Origin of the sequence: Microbacterium arborescens (assembly GCF_030369635.1) — a bacterium.
Classification (GTDB): domain Bacteria; phylum Actinomycetota; class Actinomycetes; order Actinomycetales; family Microbacteriaceae; genus Microbacterium.
In genome coordinates this window covers 167216-184171 of record NZ_CP128474.1, presented here as the reverse complement: position 1 = coordinate 184171, position 16956 = coordinate 167216, and the positions used below count along the sequence as shown (strand labels likewise).

Annotated in this window: 15 protein-coding genes; 4 read left to right on the top strand and 11 right to left on the bottom strand. The window is 70.4% G+C overall.

Going from position 1 to position 16956, the window contains the following annotated elements:
• Positions 1 to 609 carry a PadR family transcriptional regulator gene (locus QUC20_RS00910; protein WP_120263781.1) on the top strand — a complete coding sequence of 203 codons (609 nt, stop codon included), beginning with the start codon at positions 1 to 3 and terminating at the stop codon, positions 607 to 609.
• 44 nt (positions 610 to 653) lie between these two features.
• On the opposite strand, the gene QUC20_RS00905 is transcribed toward QUC20_RS00910, so the two are convergent.
• Positions 654 to 1184 (bottom strand): universal stress protein, encoded by a 531-nt coding sequence (locus QUC20_RS00905; RefSeq protein WP_120263782.1) that lies wholly within the window; start codon positions 1182 to 1184, stop codon positions 654 to 656.
• A gap of 148 nt (positions 1185 to 1332) precedes the next feature.
• Here QUC20_RS00905 and QUC20_RS00900 point away from each other — a divergent pair, with 148 nt between their 5' ends.
• Positions 1333 to 1509, top strand: a complete 177-nt coding sequence (locus QUC20_RS00900; RefSeq protein ID WP_023953093.1) for a DUF3073 family protein — start codon at positions 1333 to 1335, stop codon at positions 1507 to 1509.
• Between the two features lie 9 nt (positions 1510 to 1518).
• Here the strand turns inward: QUC20_RS00900 and QUC20_RS00895 are convergent, their stop codons facing one another.
• From QUC20_RS00895 to QUC20_RS00875, 5 genes are all read right to left on the bottom strand, one after another.
• The gene (locus QUC20_RS00895; RefSeq protein WP_289330644.1) at positions 1519 to 2742 is read right to left on the bottom strand and encodes an MFS transporter; all 1224 of its coding nucleotides are present in this window, start codon (positions 2740 to 2742) and stop codon (positions 1519 to 1521) included.
• Complete coding sequence (purF, locus tag QUC20_RS00890) at positions 2739 to 4199, bottom strand: amidophosphoribosyltransferase (protein WP_289330643.1); 1461 nt, start codon at positions 4197 to 4199, stop codon at positions 2739 to 2741. Before purF ends, QUC20_RS00895 begins: the two co-directional genes overlap by 4 nt.
• Positions 4200 to 4205: 6 nt before the next feature.
• Positions 4206 to 5324 (bottom strand): phosphoribosylformylglycinamidine cyclo-ligase, encoded by a 1119-nt coding sequence (gene purM, locus QUC20_RS00885; RefSeq protein WP_120263785.1) that lies wholly within the window; start codon positions 5322 to 5324, stop codon positions 4206 to 4208.
• A 468-nt stretch (positions 5325 to 5792) separates the two neighbouring features.
• The gene (gene nagB / locus QUC20_RS00880; protein WP_289330642.1) at positions 5793 to 6578 is read right to left on the bottom strand and encodes a glucosamine-6-phosphate deaminase; all 786 of its coding nucleotides are present in this window, start codon (positions 6576 to 6578) and stop codon (positions 5793 to 5795) included.
• Positions 6579 to 6665: 87 nt separating this feature from the next.
• Complete coding sequence (locus QUC20_RS00875) at positions 6666 to 7811, bottom strand: ROK family transcriptional regulator (RefSeq protein ID WP_289330641.1); 1146 nt, start codon at positions 7809 to 7811, stop codon at positions 6666 to 6668.
• A gap of 98 nt (positions 7812 to 7909) precedes the next feature.
• Here QUC20_RS00875 and nagE point away from each other — a divergent pair, with 98 nt between their 5' ends.
• Both nagE and QUC20_RS00865 read left to right on the top strand, forming a co-directional pair.
• Positions 7910 to 9829, top strand: coding sequence for an N-acetylglucosamine-specific PTS transporter subunit IIBC (nagE, locus tag QUC20_RS00870; RefSeq protein WP_289330640.1), 1920 nt, complete (start codon positions 7910 to 7912; stop codon positions 9827 to 9829).
• A gap of 73 nt (positions 9830 to 9902) precedes the next feature.
• Positions 9903 to 10514: a zinc-binding alcohol dehydrogenase gene (locus tag QUC20_RS00865; protein ID WP_289330639.1), complete on the top strand. Its 612-nt coding sequence runs from the start codon at positions 9903 to 9905 to the stop codon at positions 10512 to 10514.
• Positions 10515 to 10650: 136 nt separating this feature from the next.
• On the opposite strand, the gene QUC20_RS00860 is transcribed toward QUC20_RS00865, so the two are convergent.
• From QUC20_RS00860 to QUC20_RS00840, 5 genes are all read right to left on the bottom strand, one after another.
• Positions 10651 to 10974, bottom strand: a complete 324-nt coding sequence (locus QUC20_RS00860; protein ID WP_289330638.1) for a potassium transporter Trk — start codon at positions 10972 to 10974, stop codon at positions 10651 to 10653.
• Positions 10975 to 11037: 63 nt separating this feature from the next.
• Positions 11038 to 13920, bottom strand: a complete 2883-nt coding sequence (locus tag QUC20_RS00855) for an HtaA domain-containing protein (RefSeq protein ID WP_289330637.1) — start codon at positions 13918 to 13920, stop codon at positions 11038 to 11040.
• A gap of 104 nt (positions 13921 to 14024) precedes the next feature.
• Positions 14025 to 14810, bottom strand: coding sequence for a heme ABC transporter ATP-binding protein (locus QUC20_RS00850; protein WP_289330636.1), 786 nt, complete (start codon positions 14808 to 14810; stop codon positions 14025 to 14027).
• Positions 14807 to 15856, bottom strand: a complete 1050-nt coding sequence (locus QUC20_RS00845; protein ID WP_289330635.1) for a FecCD family ABC transporter permease — start codon at positions 15854 to 15856, stop codon at positions 14807 to 14809. Before QUC20_RS00845 ends, QUC20_RS00850 begins: the two co-directional genes overlap by 4 nt.
• Positions 15853 to 16956 (bottom strand): heme/hemin ABC transporter substrate-binding protein, encoded by a 1104-nt coding sequence (locus tag QUC20_RS00840; protein ID WP_259455350.1) that lies wholly within the window; start codon positions 16954 to 16956, stop codon positions 15853 to 15855. The genes QUC20_RS00845 and QUC20_RS00840 overlap by 4 nt, the downstream gene beginning before the upstream one ends.

Genomic DNA, 16956 nt, shown 5'->3' with positions numbered 1-16956 from the left:
ATGCCGCCCGTCTTCTCCCACGGCGACCTGCGCCTCTACCTGCTGTCGCTGCTCGACGAGTCGCCGAGGCACGGCTACGACCTCATGCAGGCTCTCACCGAACGCACCGGCGGCACCTACTCTCCGAGCGCCGGCACGATCTACCCCCGCCTCGCGAAGCTCGAAGACGAGGGACTCGTGACCAAGACCGTCGACGGCCGCAAGACCGTCTACGAGATCACGGACGCCGGCCGCGACGAGCTCTCAGCCCGGCGGCACGATCTGGACGGCATCCAGGCAGGCCTGGCCGACAGCATCCGTCTCATCGCCGACGAAGTGCGCGGCAGCGTCCGCGCCGCCATGAAGAGCCTGCAAGCCGACCTCGCCGCCGCGGCGAACGTCGACCACGAGACGGCCACGCGTCCCTCGGCGCCCGAGAACCCGCGCGCCGAGGCCCGGGCCCAAGCGCAGCGCGCGGATGCCGCGATCGCCGAGTTCCGGGCGAACGTGAAAGCCGACCTGCGGTCGCACGTCGCGCGAGAGGGCGACGTCGCAGCATCCGTCGTCGACGATCTCATCGACACGCTGACCCGCGCTCGCACGGACCTGCTGCAGGCTCTGCGAGGTTGACCCGCGCAGCGCCACCCCGCGACGAGGACCTCTGCCCGCCCGCCTCAGGGCTCGGGCCAGAGGTCTTCGTCGTCTGCGGCGGTCTGCCCCTGCGGCACCACGAGGATCGGGCGCTGCTGACGATGCGCGAGCCGCGCAGCCACCGATCCGGTGAAGAACTCACGGATCGACTCGCCGATGCCGCGGCGACGCGTCCCGACCACGAGCAGCTTCGCGTCGAGGCGGTCGGCGAGGTGCTTGATCGCGAGCGCCGGGTCGCCGACGAGCTGATGCACCGTCCACTCGACCGACGACGATGCCAGCGCTTCCGCCGCCGAGGCGCGGATCTGCTCGAGCTGCGCCGCGCTGGAAACCACCCCGAGATCGATGGGTGCGGTGTGGACGTAACCGTCGGGGTCTTCGTAGGTCACGAACCGCGTGACGTCGACGTGGACCACGATGAGTCCGACCCCGAGCATCGACGCGTATCGAGCGGCCTCGATGATGACGCGAGGCGACTGCCCGGGGATGACCCCCACGATGACCGGCGTAGGCGGAAGGCGGCTCTCGTCGCCCGCGGAGTGCTGATCGGCCATGGTCGCCCCCTGTCTGAGCGGCGGCACCGGCGATGGCGCGGGGCCCCCGTGTTAGTCTTAATGCTACTCTTCCCCGGCACATCGCCGGATCGTGAAATGCTCCGGGCACCGCTGAACAGCCCGTGACTCAGAAATGAGGGGGTCTCGCATGGGGCGTGGCCGTCAAAAGGCGAAGCACACCAAGATCGCACGTGAGCTGAAGTACGACACCTACAATGTCAACTTCTCCTCGCTCGAGAAGGAGCTCGCTCATTCCGACGACGATCAGTACGTCGACAAGTGGGCTGACCAGTACTCCGACGAGTACGAGGACGAGAAGGCCTGACCGGGCTCATCACCATGCGCCGTGGCGCTGCTCCCACTCGTCCTCGATCGTGTGGGGACGTGTGACGACGATCCCCGCAGGGATCGCCGCGAGCATCAGCACACCGACCATGATGAGCGGGGCCGTCCAGTCGCCCGTCGCTTCGTGCAGCAGCGCGAACGAGATGGGGAACACGGCGGCCACGGCATAGCCGACGCTCTGGGCGAATCCGCTGAGGGCGACCGTGCCCTCGTGGGTCCTCGTCTTGCGCTGGATGAACACCAGCGCCGCCGGAAACAGCATCTGAGGCGTGCCCAGCAGCACGACCCACAGCACGACGGCTGACCCCGGAGCGATGAGCAGTCCTGCGACGGCGACGAGCCCGGCCGACGCCGCGATCGCGTAGATCGCGCCGAGCCGCTGCCAGCGCGTGATGACCAGCGGCACGAGGATCGACCACGGCAGCCCCATGGCGCCGAAGAGCGCGAGGAGCGACCCGGCGGCGGCGTGCGACACACCCGCGAGGTCGACGAGGATGATCGGCAGCCACGCGAACGACGCGTAGACGCTGGATGCCGACACCGCGAACGTGATCGCGATCGCCCACGCCATCGGCAGCCGCACCAGCCGGCCGAGCACGTTCGGAGACGGAGGGGGAGGCACCGCGGCATCCGCGGCCGCTGCGGCGATGCGCGACCGGCGGAGCGTCACGAGCCAGGGAACGACCGCCAGCACGGCGAAGACCGACCACAGGCCGAGCGAGAACCGCCAACCCGCCGTGTCGGCGATCGGCACCGCGACGAGCGGGGGCACGAACGCGGCGACGGCGAGCATCGTCGAGTAGACCGCCGTCATGGTCCCGACGCGGTCGGGGAAGTACGTCTTGATCAGCGGCGGCAGCACGACGTTTCCGGTGCTGATGGCGGCGAACAGGACGGTCGTGGCGACCAACAGGGTGCCGGCATCCGGTGCCAGCGCACGGCCGAGGAGGGCCGCCGCGGCGACGACCATCGCCGCGACCGCGAGCCGCTGCAGGCCGAACCGACGCTCGAGAATAGGGGTGACGACGCCGAACACCGCGAAACACACCGGCGGCGCCGCCCCGATGAGCCCGGCCACCCACGACGGCACGCCCAGATCGGCGTCGATCTCGGTGAGGATCGGCGACAGTGACGCGACGGCAGAGCGCAGCGAGAAGGCGACGAGGATGACGCCGAGGAAAGCGAGGACGCGTCCGCGCCAGAGTGACGTCACGACTGCTGGGTGCCCTCGACCCAGTTCAGATACTCGTCGCTCACAGTTCCGGTGACGTAGCGGCCGTCGAAGCAGCTCATGTCGAGGTCGACGATGTCCGTGCCCTCGACGATCGCTGCCTTGAGGTCGTCGATCTCCTGGTACACAAGGTAATCGCAGCCGAGTTCCTCGGCGATCTCGGGGATCGTCCGGTCGTGCGCGATCAGCTCATGACGCGAGGGCATGTTGATGCCGTACACGTGCGGGTAGCGCACCGGCGGCGCGGCCGACGCGAACGTCACGCTCTTGGCCCCGGCATCCCGAGCCATCTGGATGATCTCCTTCGACGTCGTGCCACGCACGATCGAGTCGTCGATGAGGAGCACGTTCTTGCCCTTGAACTCGCTCGACATCGCGTTGAGCTTCTGGCGCACGCTCTTCTTGCGCACAGCCTGGCCGGGCATGATGAACGTGCGGCCGACGTAGCGGTTCTTGTAGAAGCCCTCGCGGTACTCGATGCCGAGCTTGCGCGCGACCTGCATGGCCGCCGGACGCGACGAGTCGGGGATCGGCATCACGACGTCGATCGCACCCTGGGGCGTGTACTTGGCGATCGTGTCGGCGAGACGCTCACCCATGCGCAGACGAGCCTCGTACACCGAGATGCCGTTCATGATCGAGTCGGGACGAGCGAGGTACACGTACTCGAACGAGCACGGCGCGAGCTGCGTCTGCTGCGCGCACTGGCGCGTGTGCAGGGTGCCGTCGGCGTCGATGAAGACGGCTTCGCCGGGCTCGACGTCGCGCACGACCTCGAAGCCGCCGTTCTCGAGCACGAGCGACTCGGAGGCGACCGTCCACTCGTCGCGGCCGTTCTCAGCCCGGCGCGTACCGAGGATGAGGGGACGGATGCCGAACGGGTCGCGGAAAGCGAGCAGGCCGTGACCGGCGATCAGCGCGATGGCGGCGTACGAGCCCTCGACGCGCTCGTGCACGCGCTCGACGGCCTGGAACACCTGATCGGGGTCGAGATCGAGACCCGAGATCGTGGTCTGCAGCTCGTTGGCGAGCACGTTGACCAGCAGCTCGGTGTCGGAGCTGGTGTTGAGGTGGCGGCGGTCCTTGCTGAACAGCTCGTCGGTCAGCTCGCGGGTGTTCGTCAGGTTGCCGTTGTGCACGAGCACGATGCCATACGGTGCGTTGACGTAGAAGGGCTGAGCCTCTTCTTCGCTCGACGCGGTGCCCTTCGTGGCGTAGCGCACGTGACCGAGCCCGATGTTGCCGAGCAGCGAACGCATGTCGCGCGTACGGACCGCCTCGCGGACCTGGCCGTTGGCCTTGAAGATGTGGAAGACGCCGCTGTCCTCAGCGGTCGCGATTCCCGTCGAGTCCTGGCCGCGGTGCTGCAGCAGCAGGAGGGCGTCGTAGATCTCCTGGTTCGCCGGCGACTGCCCGACGATTCCGACGATTCCGCACATAGGGGGTCAGTTCGCTCCTGATTCGCGGTAACCGCCGACGAGACGCACGGCTCCGCCGTCGACGCCCTTGGCGCCCTGTTCGTAATCGCCCGCCGGTCGTGGACCGGTCGAGACGACACCGACCTGCCAGCTGTCGATGCCGTCCGCGCGAAGCGCCGCGATGGCGGCATCCGCTGCGGCCGGCGACACGACGGCGAAGAAGCCGATGCCGAGGTTCCAGGTGCCCTCGGTGCGCTCGATCTCGAGACCGCCGAGGTCGGCGAGCACACGGAAGACCGGAGAAGGCGACCAGGTGGCGCGATCGACGTCGACCCAGGTGTCCTTCGGCAGGACGCGCGCGAGGTTCGCCGCGATGCCACCGCCTGTGACGTGGCTGAGGGAGTGGATGCCGTCGCCGAGCTCGGCGATCAGGCGCAGCAGCGGCGATGTGTACAGGCGCGTGGGCTCGAGCAGCTGCTCGCCCCACGTGCGACCGAAGTCGGCGGCCTGGTCGCCGTAGCCGATCCCCGCGCCCGTGATGATGTGGCGGATGAGCGAGTAGCCGTTGGAATGCGGACCGCTCGAGGCGAGGGCGAGCACGACGTCGCCGTCCCGGACCCGGTCGGCGCCCAGCACCTGCGCCGACTCGACGACACCGGTCGCGGCACCCGCGACGTCGTAGTCGTTCACGCCCAGCAGGCCGGGGTGCTCGGCCGTCTCGCCGCCGACGAGCGCCGTGCCCGTCGCGGAGCAGCCGTCGGCGATGCCGCGCACGATGTCGGCGATGCGCTCGGGCACGACCTTGCCGCACGCGATGTAGTCGGTCATGAACAGCGGCTTCGCGCCGACCACGACGATGTCGTCGACGACCATGCCGACCAGGTCCTGCCCGATCGTGTCGTGCTTGTCGATGGCCTGCGCGATCGCGACCTTCGTGCCGACGCCGTCGGTCGAGGTCGCCAGCAGCGGCTTCGTGTAGCCGAGCAGCGCGCTCGCATCGAAGAGGCCGGCGAAGCCGCCGACACCCCCGAGGACTTCGTCGCCGTGGGTTCGCCGGACCGCCGACTTCATCAGTTCGACGGCGAGGTCTCCCGCCGCGGTGTCGACGCCGGCTTGGGTATAGGGATCAGTGGGACTCGAGGCCACGGCATCCAGAGTACCGGCCCGCGGAGCGCCCGAGCGCCGGGCGTGTCTCGCGAGGCCCGATTCAGCCGGTACGCGGTCGCGGCGGACGGGCCGCGCGGTGGGGCGGGGCGGGCCGCGGGGCGGGTGGGGCGGGGTGGGGCGGACGGGCCGCGCGGTGGGGCGGGGCGCGGGGGAGCCCGCGGACCGTGCCGTAAACAGGCTCAGCTGGATCAACGGTCGCCAGCAAGGCGCGGCGACACAGCCCAGCCTGTTCGCGGAACAGCGAGCGGGCCGGACCAGGGGTTATACCGAACCACACGCCAGCGGCCCACCGACGCCTCTCCCCCGCCGCCCGTCCCGCGTCCAGGCGTGCCGCAAACAGGCTCAGCCGCGTCGAACCCCACCTGGAGGGCGGGGTCGCACCGCCCAGCCTGTTCGCGGCACAAGAGCGCTCCTACCGGCGGGGCGCGGGTCGACAGAGACCCCGGGTCAGATGCCCTGCCAGGTGGGCTTGTTCGCCCACGCGTGGCGGTAGTACCGCGTCTGGGCGAGCGCGCTCGCGGCGGCCTCGTCGACGACGACCGTGACATGCGGATGCAGCTGCACGGCCGAGCCCGGCGCCGAGGTGCTGACCGGCCCCTCGACGGCGGCGGCGACGGCATCCGCCTTCGCTTCACCGAAGGCCAGCAGCACGAGGTGGCGGGCGCGCAGGATGGTGCCGATGCCCTGGGTGATGCAGTGCATCGGGACGTCATCGGGCGAGTCGAAGAAGCGGGCGTTGTCGGCCCGCGTCTCCTCGGTGAGGGTCTTGACGCGCGTCAGCGAGGCGAGCGAGCTGCCCGGCTCGTTGAACCCGATGTGCCCGGTGCGGCCGATGCCGAGGATCTGCAGATCGACCCCGCCCGCCGCGCGGATCGCGGCCTCGTACTGCTCACCGGCCGTCTCGATGCCGTCGAGGTCGCCGTGCGGCACCTCGATGCGCGCCGGGTCGAAGCCGACCGGCTCGACGACCTCGCGCTCGATGACGCTTCGGTAGCTCTCCGGGTGACCGGCGGGCAGTCCGACGTACTCGTCGAGGGCGAATCCGCGCACGCTCGACACGTCGATGTTCTCACCGCGCACGCGTGCGGCGAGATGCTTGTAGACCGCGAGCGGGGTTGACCCGGTCGCCAGCCCGAGCACGGCGTCGGGACGGTGACGGATGAGGTCCACGATCGCGTCACCGACGAGTCGGCCCGCCTCCTGCTCGCTCGGGACGATGACGACTTCGGCCATGGCTCTTCCTTCTTTCGAGTGCGGTCTGGCTTTCGAGTGTGGTCTGGCTTTCGAGTGTGGCCTGGACGACGGATGACGCGGCGTGGATCAGGTGAGGCCCAGGGTCTCCGACAGCACGAGGGCCGCCGCTCCCCGTAGCCGGAGGTCGCCGTGGGTCTCGGCGAGGCGCACGGTCAGATCGTCGAAGAGGATCGGCAGCACGCGGACCGCGATGGCTTCGCGCGCCGCCTCGATGAGCTCTCCCTCGATCAGCTCGGCCGGCCCGCTCAGCACGACATCCGTCAGTCCGAGCGTCGCGACCAGCGGTGACAGCGCGATGCCCAGGCATCGTCCCGCCTCGCGGCGAATGTCAGACGCGGCGCTCTCGTCGGGCGCTCCGGCGAGCCGCGCCTCGAGCTTCGGCACAGACAGCCAGGCCTCGAGGCATCCGGTACGCCCGCACGCGCAGACGGGGCCCTCGCCCGCGGTCACGACGACGTGGCCGATCTCGCCCGCCGCCCAGTTGCGACCGTGGACGACCGCGCCGTTGATGATGACCGCGGCTCCGACGCCCGCGCCGATCCGCACCAGCAGCAGATCGTGGTCGACCTTTCCGAAGCTCAGCTCTCCCATACCGGCGGCGTTGAGGCCGTTGGTGACCGAGACCGGCACACCGGTGCGGTCGAACAGGATGCCGCGGAGGGCGACGTCGTGCCAGTCGAGGTGCGACGACTCGCGCACCACGCCGGCGCCGTCGACGACGCCCGGCGTCGAGACGCCGATTCCGAGGATCGGAGCCGCCGCGGAGCGCACGAGCCGATCGATGAGGTCGCCGAGCACCTCGAGCGCCTCCGGCCCGGTCGCCCCACCCCGCTCGACGACCTCGCGGGCGATCACGGCACCACCGAGGTCGACGACGGCGCCCTCGATCGTGTCGCCGCTCGATATCGACACGGCGACGACGTTGCGCGACGACCGTGACAGCGCGAGAGCCCGAGAGGGCGCGCCCGGACCCGACCGATGGCCAGGGCCGCTCTCGACGACGAGCTGCTCGTCCACCAGCTCACCGACCAGATCGGAGATCGTCACGCGCGACAGTCCGGTGGCGCGTGCGATGTCGGCGCGCGACAGACCGTCCTCACGATGGAGCGCCTGCAGGACGAGGCGGCGGTTGTTGCTGCGCGCATCTTCGGGACGGATGCGGCGTCCGCGCGTCCTCCGCGAGGCAGCGCCTTCCGTTGACGTCGTAGTCATGCGTTCCCCGATCGAGTACAGTTCCCGAGAAATAATTCGGAAACGTTCTTAACCAATACTGACAGAACCCCGTCCCCTCGCGCACATCGGAGTGACCCGTGAAATTCTTCCAACGACTCGGCCGGTCGATCATGCTGCCGGTCGCCGTGCTTCCCGTCGCCGCCATCCTCATGGGCATCGGCAACTGGATCGCCGCCGCCGCCGGCGAGAACATCGCCTCGACGTTCCTCCTCGCAGCGGGCGGTGCGGTCCTCGACAACATGGCGCTTCTCTTCGCCATCGGCATCTCGATCGGCATGGCCAACAAGTCCGACGGCACCTCGGCCCTCGCCGGCCTCGTTTCGTGGCTCACCGTCACGACCCTCCTCGCGCCCGCCACCGTCGCTCAGTTCTTCGGCATCGAGGATGTCGCCGAGGTCGATCCCGCGTTCACCAACATCAAGAACGTCTTCGTCGGGATCATCTGCGGCCTCATCGGCGCCTGGGCGTACAACCGCTTCAAGGACGTCAAGCTGCCGGACGCCCTCTCGTTCTTCTCCGGCAAGCGCTCCGTCGCGATCGTCACGGCAGGCATCTCCCTCGTCGTCGCCGTCGTGCTGCTGTTCGTCTGGCCCTTCGTGTACGGCGGCCTGGTGACCTTCGGTGAGTGGATCGCCACCCTCGGCCCCGTCGGCGCCGGCCTTTACGGGTTCCTCAACCGCCTGCTCATCCCGTTCGGGCTCCATCACGCCCTCAACTCGGTGTTCTGGTTCGATGTCGCCGGCATCAACGACCTCAACAACTTCCTCGGCGGCGCGAACGGCGACGGCGTCTACGGGGTGACCGGCCAGTACATGACCGGATTCTTCCCGATCATGATGTTCGGCCTGCCGGGCGCCGCCCTGGCGATGTACGTGACCGCGAAGGACAAGCGCAAGAAGGTCGTCGCCGGCATCCTGCTCTCGTCGGCCGTCGCCGCGTTCTTCGTCGGGATCACCGAGCCGCTCGAGTTCTCCTTCATGTTCCTGGCGCCGTGGCTCTACCTCGTCCACGCCGTCTTCACCGGCATCTCGGTCTTCATCGCAGCTCTCCTCCCCACCCGCATGGGCTTCGGGTTCTCGGCGGGCTTCATCGATCTCGTCTTGGGGTGGTTCAACCCGCTGGCGCAGAACCCCTGGATGATCCCCGTGATGGGCGTGTTCTGGTTCGTGATCTACTTCGTCGTGTTCCGCTTCCTCATCCTGAAGTTCCGCCTCAAGACGCCGGGGCGCGAAGACGACGACGCGCTCGACGCGGATGCCGCGACCTCGGGCCGCGACGCAGGCTACGGCCCGACCGCGGAGAAGATGATCGCGGGCCTCGGCGGCAAGGACAACATCGTCCAGCTCGACAACTGCGCCACCCGCCTGCGGCTCGAGGTCGCCGACACGTCGCGCGTCGACAGCGATGCGCTCAAGCGCGCCGGCGCCGCCGGAACCATGATCTCCGGAGCCAAGTCGGTACAGGTGGTCTACGGGCTGAACGTGCAGTTCGTGAAGGACGCGATGGACGACGTGCTCGCCGGCCGCGAGGTCGAGCCGCCCGCGGCATCCTCGGCACCCCAGGGCGCGGGCACGGTGACGACCAGCGCCCCCGCGGTCGTGCGGCTGCGCCAGCCCATCGCCGGCAGGGTCGTGCCGCTCGCGGAGGTTCCCGACCCGATGTTCTCGCAGGGGACGATGGGGCCTGGCCTGGCGATCGACCCGACCGGAGACACCGTCGTCGCGCCCGCCGACGGCACCGTGACCACGGTGTTCCCGACCGGTCACGCCGTGGGAATGACGCTCGACGACGGCACCGAGCTGCTGATCCACGTGGGCATCGACACCGTCGACCTCAAGGGCCGCGGCTTCCAGGCGCTCGTGCAGCAGGGCGAAGGAGTACACGCGGGACACCCGCTGCTGCGCATCGACACCGGCGTGATCCGCGGGGCGGGCTACTCCCCCATCACCCCGGTCATCGTGCTGAACAACGAGCACGCGTCGGTCGAGTTCGAGTGACGCCTCGGCCGGTGCCGGGGGTCGTCGCCTCGGCACCGGCCGCACCCGGCCACCCCCGCTCTAAACTGGCGCCATGAGTGCGGCCAAGACTCCCGAGTGGGTGGTGCGGGAGGATGCTGCGCCCTCGGTCGTCGTCGCGCTGTACCTGCGTCAGGTGCTCGGCATCCGCACCCCCGACGAGCTGCCGCACCTGCGCGGTGTCGAGGCAGCCCCGATCGAACGCGACCCTGAGACGCAAGCCGAGCTCGAACGGCAGTGGCGGGCGTACTGGGAGATGACGGTCGAGCCGCTCGCGCACACGTCGCCCGTGCCGCTCGACCTGGTCGACGGGTTCGACACGCTCGTCGCGTTGCCCACGGAGGGATTCGAGCGGCTCGAGCTCGAGATGCGCCCGCACGCCGCCGAGGCGGTCGCGTTCGCGCGAGACGTGCACGCGCGGTACACGGCGCGTTCGTCAGGTGCCGGCGCCGTGGCCTACCGCGCCTACGCCGGGGCGCTCGCCCAGCACGAGCGCCGCATCGGCCGGCGGGCGCACTCGTTCGAGCTGAACGTGCAGGTGCTTCCCCTGAGCCAGCGTGGCGTGTGGTGGATCGGCGCACTGACGATCGCGGTCACCGACGGGCTGCGCAGCGACGTGGTGGCCTTCGACGCGGCGATCGCCCCGATCATCGCCGAGATCGCCTGACCCGCGGCATCCCCCGCCGCCCGCCGCGCCCGCGCCGGCGCGTGAGGCGCACTTGCATGGATGAGGCGCAGTTCGAACTGCGGCCGAAGCGCGAAAGTGCGCCCGAAGCCCGAACACCGGGCGGGCCGAGCCGAGGTCAGGCGTCGTCGAGGGTGCGCACGCGCTCGTGCAGGATGCGCACCTCGCGCGTGCGGCGACGCGCAGCGCGGTCGAGCACGAGGGCGATGACGCCCGCGATCGCCATGCAGATCGGGATGGCGCCGAGCGCGATGAACCCGAAGACCTGACCCGCGGAGTACTGCAGGCCGGTGTTGGTGCTGACTCCCTCATCGGGGATGCCGAACGTCAGAGCCAGCGCGACGATGATGCCCGCAGCGACGCCGAGCAGGAGGAACACGCTGTACTTGGGCACCCGACGCACGTGCGCCGACTCGACCCGTTCGGTGATCTCCTCAGCCATGAGTCCATTGTCGCACCGCCCGAGCCATGCCCGGGCGGTGCGACGAGAGGGCTCAGGGCATCGTCAGAGCGCGCTGCGACGGCGACGCGTGAACGACACGGCGAGCGCGCCGATCAGCAGCATCCCGGCACCCAGCCACAGGGTGTCGACGGGAGCCTGTCCACCGGTCGCGGCGAGGGTCGCGTCGGTCGAGGCGTCGCACGGCACCTCGGCCCCGAGCGGGAACGTGATGTTCACGGAATCGAGTGCTTCGCCGGCCGAGTAGAAGCCCGCGAAGGCCTCGGCCCCGGCAGCCGTCAGCGTGGCCGATGCACCCGTCCAGCTGATCCGATTCGCCGTCGTCGTGGCGGCGGGAAGCGAGAGCGTCGCGAAGACGACGCCGTTCGCGTTCACGTCGGGCGAGCCGTTGTAGCCCTTCGACTGCACGTTCACGATCAGCGAGGCCGTGTTCGCGCCGGTGATCTGCACCCGCGGGTTCGAGAGGGTCATGTCGAGCAGGCCGTTGTGCCCGGTGTAGTGCACCGATCCGCCGAAGCTGACGCGACCGCGGTCGTTCTCGGGGCTGTACGCACCCGAACCGCTGCCCCAGCCGCCCGAGATCTCGCCCTTGGCGATCGGGCCGGTGATGTACGAGCGGTACGACTCCTTCACACCCCACTCGATCGTCGCGCCCGAGACCGACCGGGCGACGCACGACGGTTCGGCGGGCGACTCGACGGCTGCGGCGACGGCGGCAGCCGTGACACGGAAGGGCGCGGATGCCGCGACGGCGCCGCCGACGCTGAGCTCGAGCGTGTGGTCGCCCGTCGCGAATCCGGCCGGGACCGCCCACGAGAACGACACGCGTCCGCCGGCATCCGCCGTCGCCGTGCCGATCATGACCGGCTCGGAGTGCGCGACGGCCGTGACGACGTCACCGGGCGCGAAGCCGCCGCCGGCGAATTCGAGCACTCCACCCTGGGCGACCGTCGCCGAGCCTGCGAACGCGACGAACGGGGCCGTCGGCTGAGCGACGGTGACGTCGGCGAAGGTGTCGAGCGTCCGGTCGGTGATCGACAGCGCGTGCGCTGCGGAGGTCGCGACGTGGTAGCTCTTCGTCGGGTCGAGCGAGCCCGCGGGCACCGTCAGCTCGACGGTGAACGCGCCGCCCACGATCGAGCCCGGGCGCACCCAGGCCAGCTGCACCCAGCCCTCAGCGGGCAGCGGTCCCGCGCCTGCCCAGAGCGACTTCTCGCCGAAGACGACGTACGCGCCGTTGGCGGCGCTGTCGCCGACGAAACCGGTGCCCGAGACCGTGAGCGTGTTGGACACGGCCGGGTCGAGGTCCGCGTTCGGGGTCACCGTGATTCTCGGGCTCTTCGTCGGCTCGGGCTGGGGTGCGACCTCGGCCCACGTCACGGGGACGAAGATCTCGTTGTCGGGCTGCAGGCCCTGCGACACCTTGTTGCCGAAGGTGAACACGCCGAGTCGGTAGTCATCGCCGGGGCGCTTGTCGTTCGCGGACTTCTGGTCGACCTCGACACTCCACGAGAAGTCGACCGTGCCGTCGGCGTTCTCGCTCCACTGGAGGTTGGTACCGCCGGTCGGCGCGTCGGAGACCCGGACGTACGAGATCGACGGACGCGCCGCATCCGCTGCCCCGTCGGTGGGCTTCCACGTCTCGGCGACCCAGCCGAAGCGCAGCGCGAATCCGGCACCGACCTCACTCTGGCGGTAGTTGCGTCCCTCGACGGTCAGCGTGGCACCGCTCGGGTCGACATCCGTGTTCGGGGTGACCGTGAGCGTCGGCGCGGGGAGCGGCTCGGCCGGGGCGGTCGCGAACGACACCACCGCCTTCGCGTCCTGCGATCGGTTGGTCATGCCGGTGTGGTCGGCGATCGTGTAGACCGCCGTGGTGTCGCCCTTCGGCGCGACCCGCAGCGTCGTCTCGAACGAGCCGTCGGCCGCGAACTTCACCATCGTGTCGGTGCGAGGCGTCGAGGTGACGAGCTTGGCGCCGGCGGTGCAGCCCGCCGAGATGAAGGCGAAGTCGACCTCCGAGAGCGGCCGGTCGGTGCACGTCGTGAGGTAGATCGGCTGGGCGGGGTCGTAGCCCGTACCCGTGACGGTGATCTCCTCGCCTGCGGGGTCGAGCCCCGTCGACGTCGACAGCGTGAGGGTGGGGACCCGCACCGGGGTCTCGGGCTCGGTCGCCGTCGCGGTGACTGCGTAGCTCAGCGCCGGTGCCGTCGAGGCGGAGTAGGCCGTAGCGTCGGCCGGGGTGAACGCGGCCGCGATGCTGTGCGTGCCGACGGCCAGCGACGAGGCGACGATGCTCGCGACGCCGCCGTCGACCGGAGCCGAACCGAGCGATGCGTCGCCGGCCGTGAACGAGACCGACCCGGATGCCGCGGGCGAGACGGTCGCCGTCAGCGTGACGTCCGCGCCTTCGACGGCCGTGCCCTCGGGCGAGGCCGACAGGTTCATCGTGGTCGCTTCGGCGACGGCGGGGAACAGCGCGGCCCAGTCGATCGAGACGTCGGCGCGAGCGAGGAGGTTCGCCTCGGTGGGGAACGAGCGCGACGGCCACGAGATGATCTCGTAAGCCTTCGTGCGGTCGAGTTCCGCTGCGACCTGCTCGAGGCTTCCGCTGATCTCGCCCGCGGCGGAGACGTCGAGCGAGGCGTTGGGCGTGCTCGACTGGTCGACCGTCAGGTCGCCCTTCTCGACGAGCGCGACGTAGGCGTGCCGGCTCGGCTGGCCGGGGTACTGCGGGGCGACCTCGAAGCCGGTGCCGGCGATGGAGACCGTGATCCTCTCGTTCGCCACGACGGTGGTCGACGTCGTCAGGGTGGGCCCGGCGGCGGATGCCGGGGCGGCGACGCCGACGACGGCGGCCATGGCTATGAGCGCGCCGGTCAGCACGCTTGCGAGCGGACGCTGCAGCGCCGCCCTCCTGGTTCTCATCATGGGAACCCTCCGAATCTCGATGCGGGTGAAGCTCGCGCGCCGGGCACGCGACGCGAGTTAGCTTAGCCTTACCTAATCAGCTTTTGTGAAGATGCTGACAGTCAGAGGTCGGCGTGACGGCGCGGGAGGATGACCGGACGTCCGGTGTCAGGGTCGTCGAGCACCCGGACCGGCGTGCCGTAAACCGTCGCGACCCGCTCGGCGGTCAGCACGGCGCGGGCATCACCGCGGGCGACGAGCCGGCCGCCGTCGATCATCGCGACCTCATCGGCGTAGGCCGCGGCGAGCGACAGGTCGTGCAGCACGACGACCACGGCTCGCCCCTCGCGAGCCAGCCCGCGTGCGACACGGAGGACGTCCTCCTGGTGCCGGAGATCCAGGGCCGCGGTCGGCTCGTCGAGCAGCACGACGGGGGTGTCCTGTGCGAGAACCCGAGCGAGCGACACGCGCGCCTTCTCACCGCCGGAGAGCGACGGGTAGGCGCGATGGACCAGGTGCGCGACGTCCGCGCGGTCCACCGCTTCGGCGATGCGCGCGTCATCGTCGTCCGCGTGCTGCGTGCCGATCCAGGGGGTCCGCCCCATCGCGACGACCTGGCCCGCCGAGAACGAGAAGGCGACCTGGTTCGACTGCAGCAGCACCGAGCGCCGCCGCGACAGCTCACGTGCGGACCAGTCGCCCACCGGACGCCCGTCGAGACGCACGGCGCCCGTGGACGGCGCACGGTCGCCCGTCAGCAGCGACAGCAGGCTCGACTTGCCGGCGCCGTTGGGCCCGACGAGCGCGAGCAGCCGGCCGTAGCCGACATCCATCGTCACATCGTCGAGGATCGTCGCATCTCCCAGCCGCAGGCTCGCGTGCTGCACCTCGACCGCGACGCCCGTCACGACCAACCCCCGGCGGTGCGCCGCGTGCGGCGGATGAGCCAGAAGAAGAACGGGCCGCCCACGAGCGACGTCAGGATGCCGATCGGCAGGTCGGCCGAGACCACCACCGTCCGCGCCAGGAGGTCGGCGAAGACGAGCACAACCGCGCCGCCAAGGGCCGAGAGAACGATGAGCGGGCGATGGGCGGGCCCGAGCAGCATGCGGACGATGTGGGGAACCACGAGTCCGACGAAGGCGATGATGCCGACGAACGCGACGGCGACCCCCGTGAGCAGGGCGACGAGGACGATCGACCCGATCCGAAGCGCCTCGACGCGCACGCCGAGATGTGCGGCCGTGCGATCACCGAGCGCCAAGAGGTCGTAGCGACGCGCGAGAGCCAGGGATGCCGCCGTGCCGAGTGCCCCGACGAGCGCGACCACAGCGACCTCGGTCCAGCGCGAGCCGTTCATCGAGCCGAGCTGCCAGAAGACGATCTGCTCGCGAGAGGCCGTGTCGCCGACGAACATCAGCAGCGCCAGCCCGGCTCCCGCGAACGCGTTGACAGCGATGCCCGTGAGGATGAGCGTGATCGACTCGGTGCGGCCCTGGGCGCGCGCGGCGGCGTAGACGACCAGGGTGGCGATGAGTCCGCCCGTGAAGGCGCAGACGGCGATCGACCAGGGACCGAGGAACGACAAGCCGAGCGTGATGGCGGCGGCGGCCCCCACGGCTGCGCCCGACGAGACGCCGACGACGCCCGGCTCGGCGAGCGGGTTGGCGAAGATCGCCTGCATGACGGCGCCGGCGACCGCGAGCAGGGCACCGACCAGCAACGACATCGCGACGCGCGGGAACCGGATCTGCCACAGCGTCTGCTCGATCAGCGGCTCGGTCGGTGCCCACGGAAGGGGGACGCCGACCGACCGCAGCAGGGAGCCGATGACCTCGGCGGGTCCGATGGGCAGCTGGCCGAGCCCTGCGGAGAGCACGACACCCACCGCCAGCAGGGTCACGGTCACGCCGGCGACGATGACGACACGGCGCCTCGCGGCAACCGAGGTCATGAGGCCGGAGCCGGGGCGTAGACGGCCCGCGCCAGCGCGTCGAGCACCCCCGCGCTGCGCGGCCCGAACGACAGGATCTGCCCGTCGGCCATGTCGACGAAGCGGCGGTGCTGACCGGCCGCGGTGAGCGCGATCGCGGGCTTGTCGGCGAGCAGGCCGTCGACGCCCCCGACCGATTCCAGGCCGCCGGTCATCACGAGGATGAGGTCGGGGTCGGCGGCCACCATCGCTTCGTCCGTGAGGGGCTGCATCCCGCTCCAGCCGAGCTCACCGGCGACGTCGACCCCACCGAGCGCGGTGATGAGCTGGTCGGCACCAGACTCCGACCCGAACAGGTAGTAGACCCCCGCCGACCCGCGCAGGTAGAGGAAGACCATGCGCAGACGGTCGTCGGCTGCCTCCGGCGCGAGCGCGGCGATCTGCGCCCGCGTCGCATCGACGTCATCCGCGATGCGCTGAGCCAGCCGATCCCCCGCCTCGACGACACCGAGCACCTCACCCACCGATCGCGCGAGATCGGCGGCGCCCTCGAACGACGCGGAGCGCTCGACGAAGACCACCGTGATGCCGACGTCCCGCAGCTGCTGCACGACGTCGACCGGCCCGATGCTGCCGTCGGTGATGACGAGGGTCGGCGCGAGGCCGATGATCGACTCGGCGTTGACCGTGTGGCCGCTGCCGGTGACCACCGGAAGGTCGGCCGCGCCGGGAAAGGTCGTCGAGACGTCGCGGCCGACGAGGTCGCCACCGAGCCCCAGGCCCCACACGGTCGCCGCCAGCGACCCGGAGAGGTCCATCGCGATGATGCGCGAGGCGTCCGTCACCGTCACCTCGACGTCGCCCGTGAGGTCGTGCGAGGTCACGGTGACCGGCAGGCTCTGCACGGGATCCGCGCCGACGGGGTCGACCTCGGCGTCGGCGAGGACGGCTGTCGACGGCCCCTCGAGCGAGCGCGGATCACTCACCGGCGTGAGCTCGCTCAGCGGGGGCCGGTCGATCGCGACCTCGACACCAGCCTCGGCACCTGAGGTCGCCGCCGGCATGCAGGCGGTCAGCGAGAGGGCGGCCGCGGCGAGCGCTGCGACAGCGAGCCGTCGCAT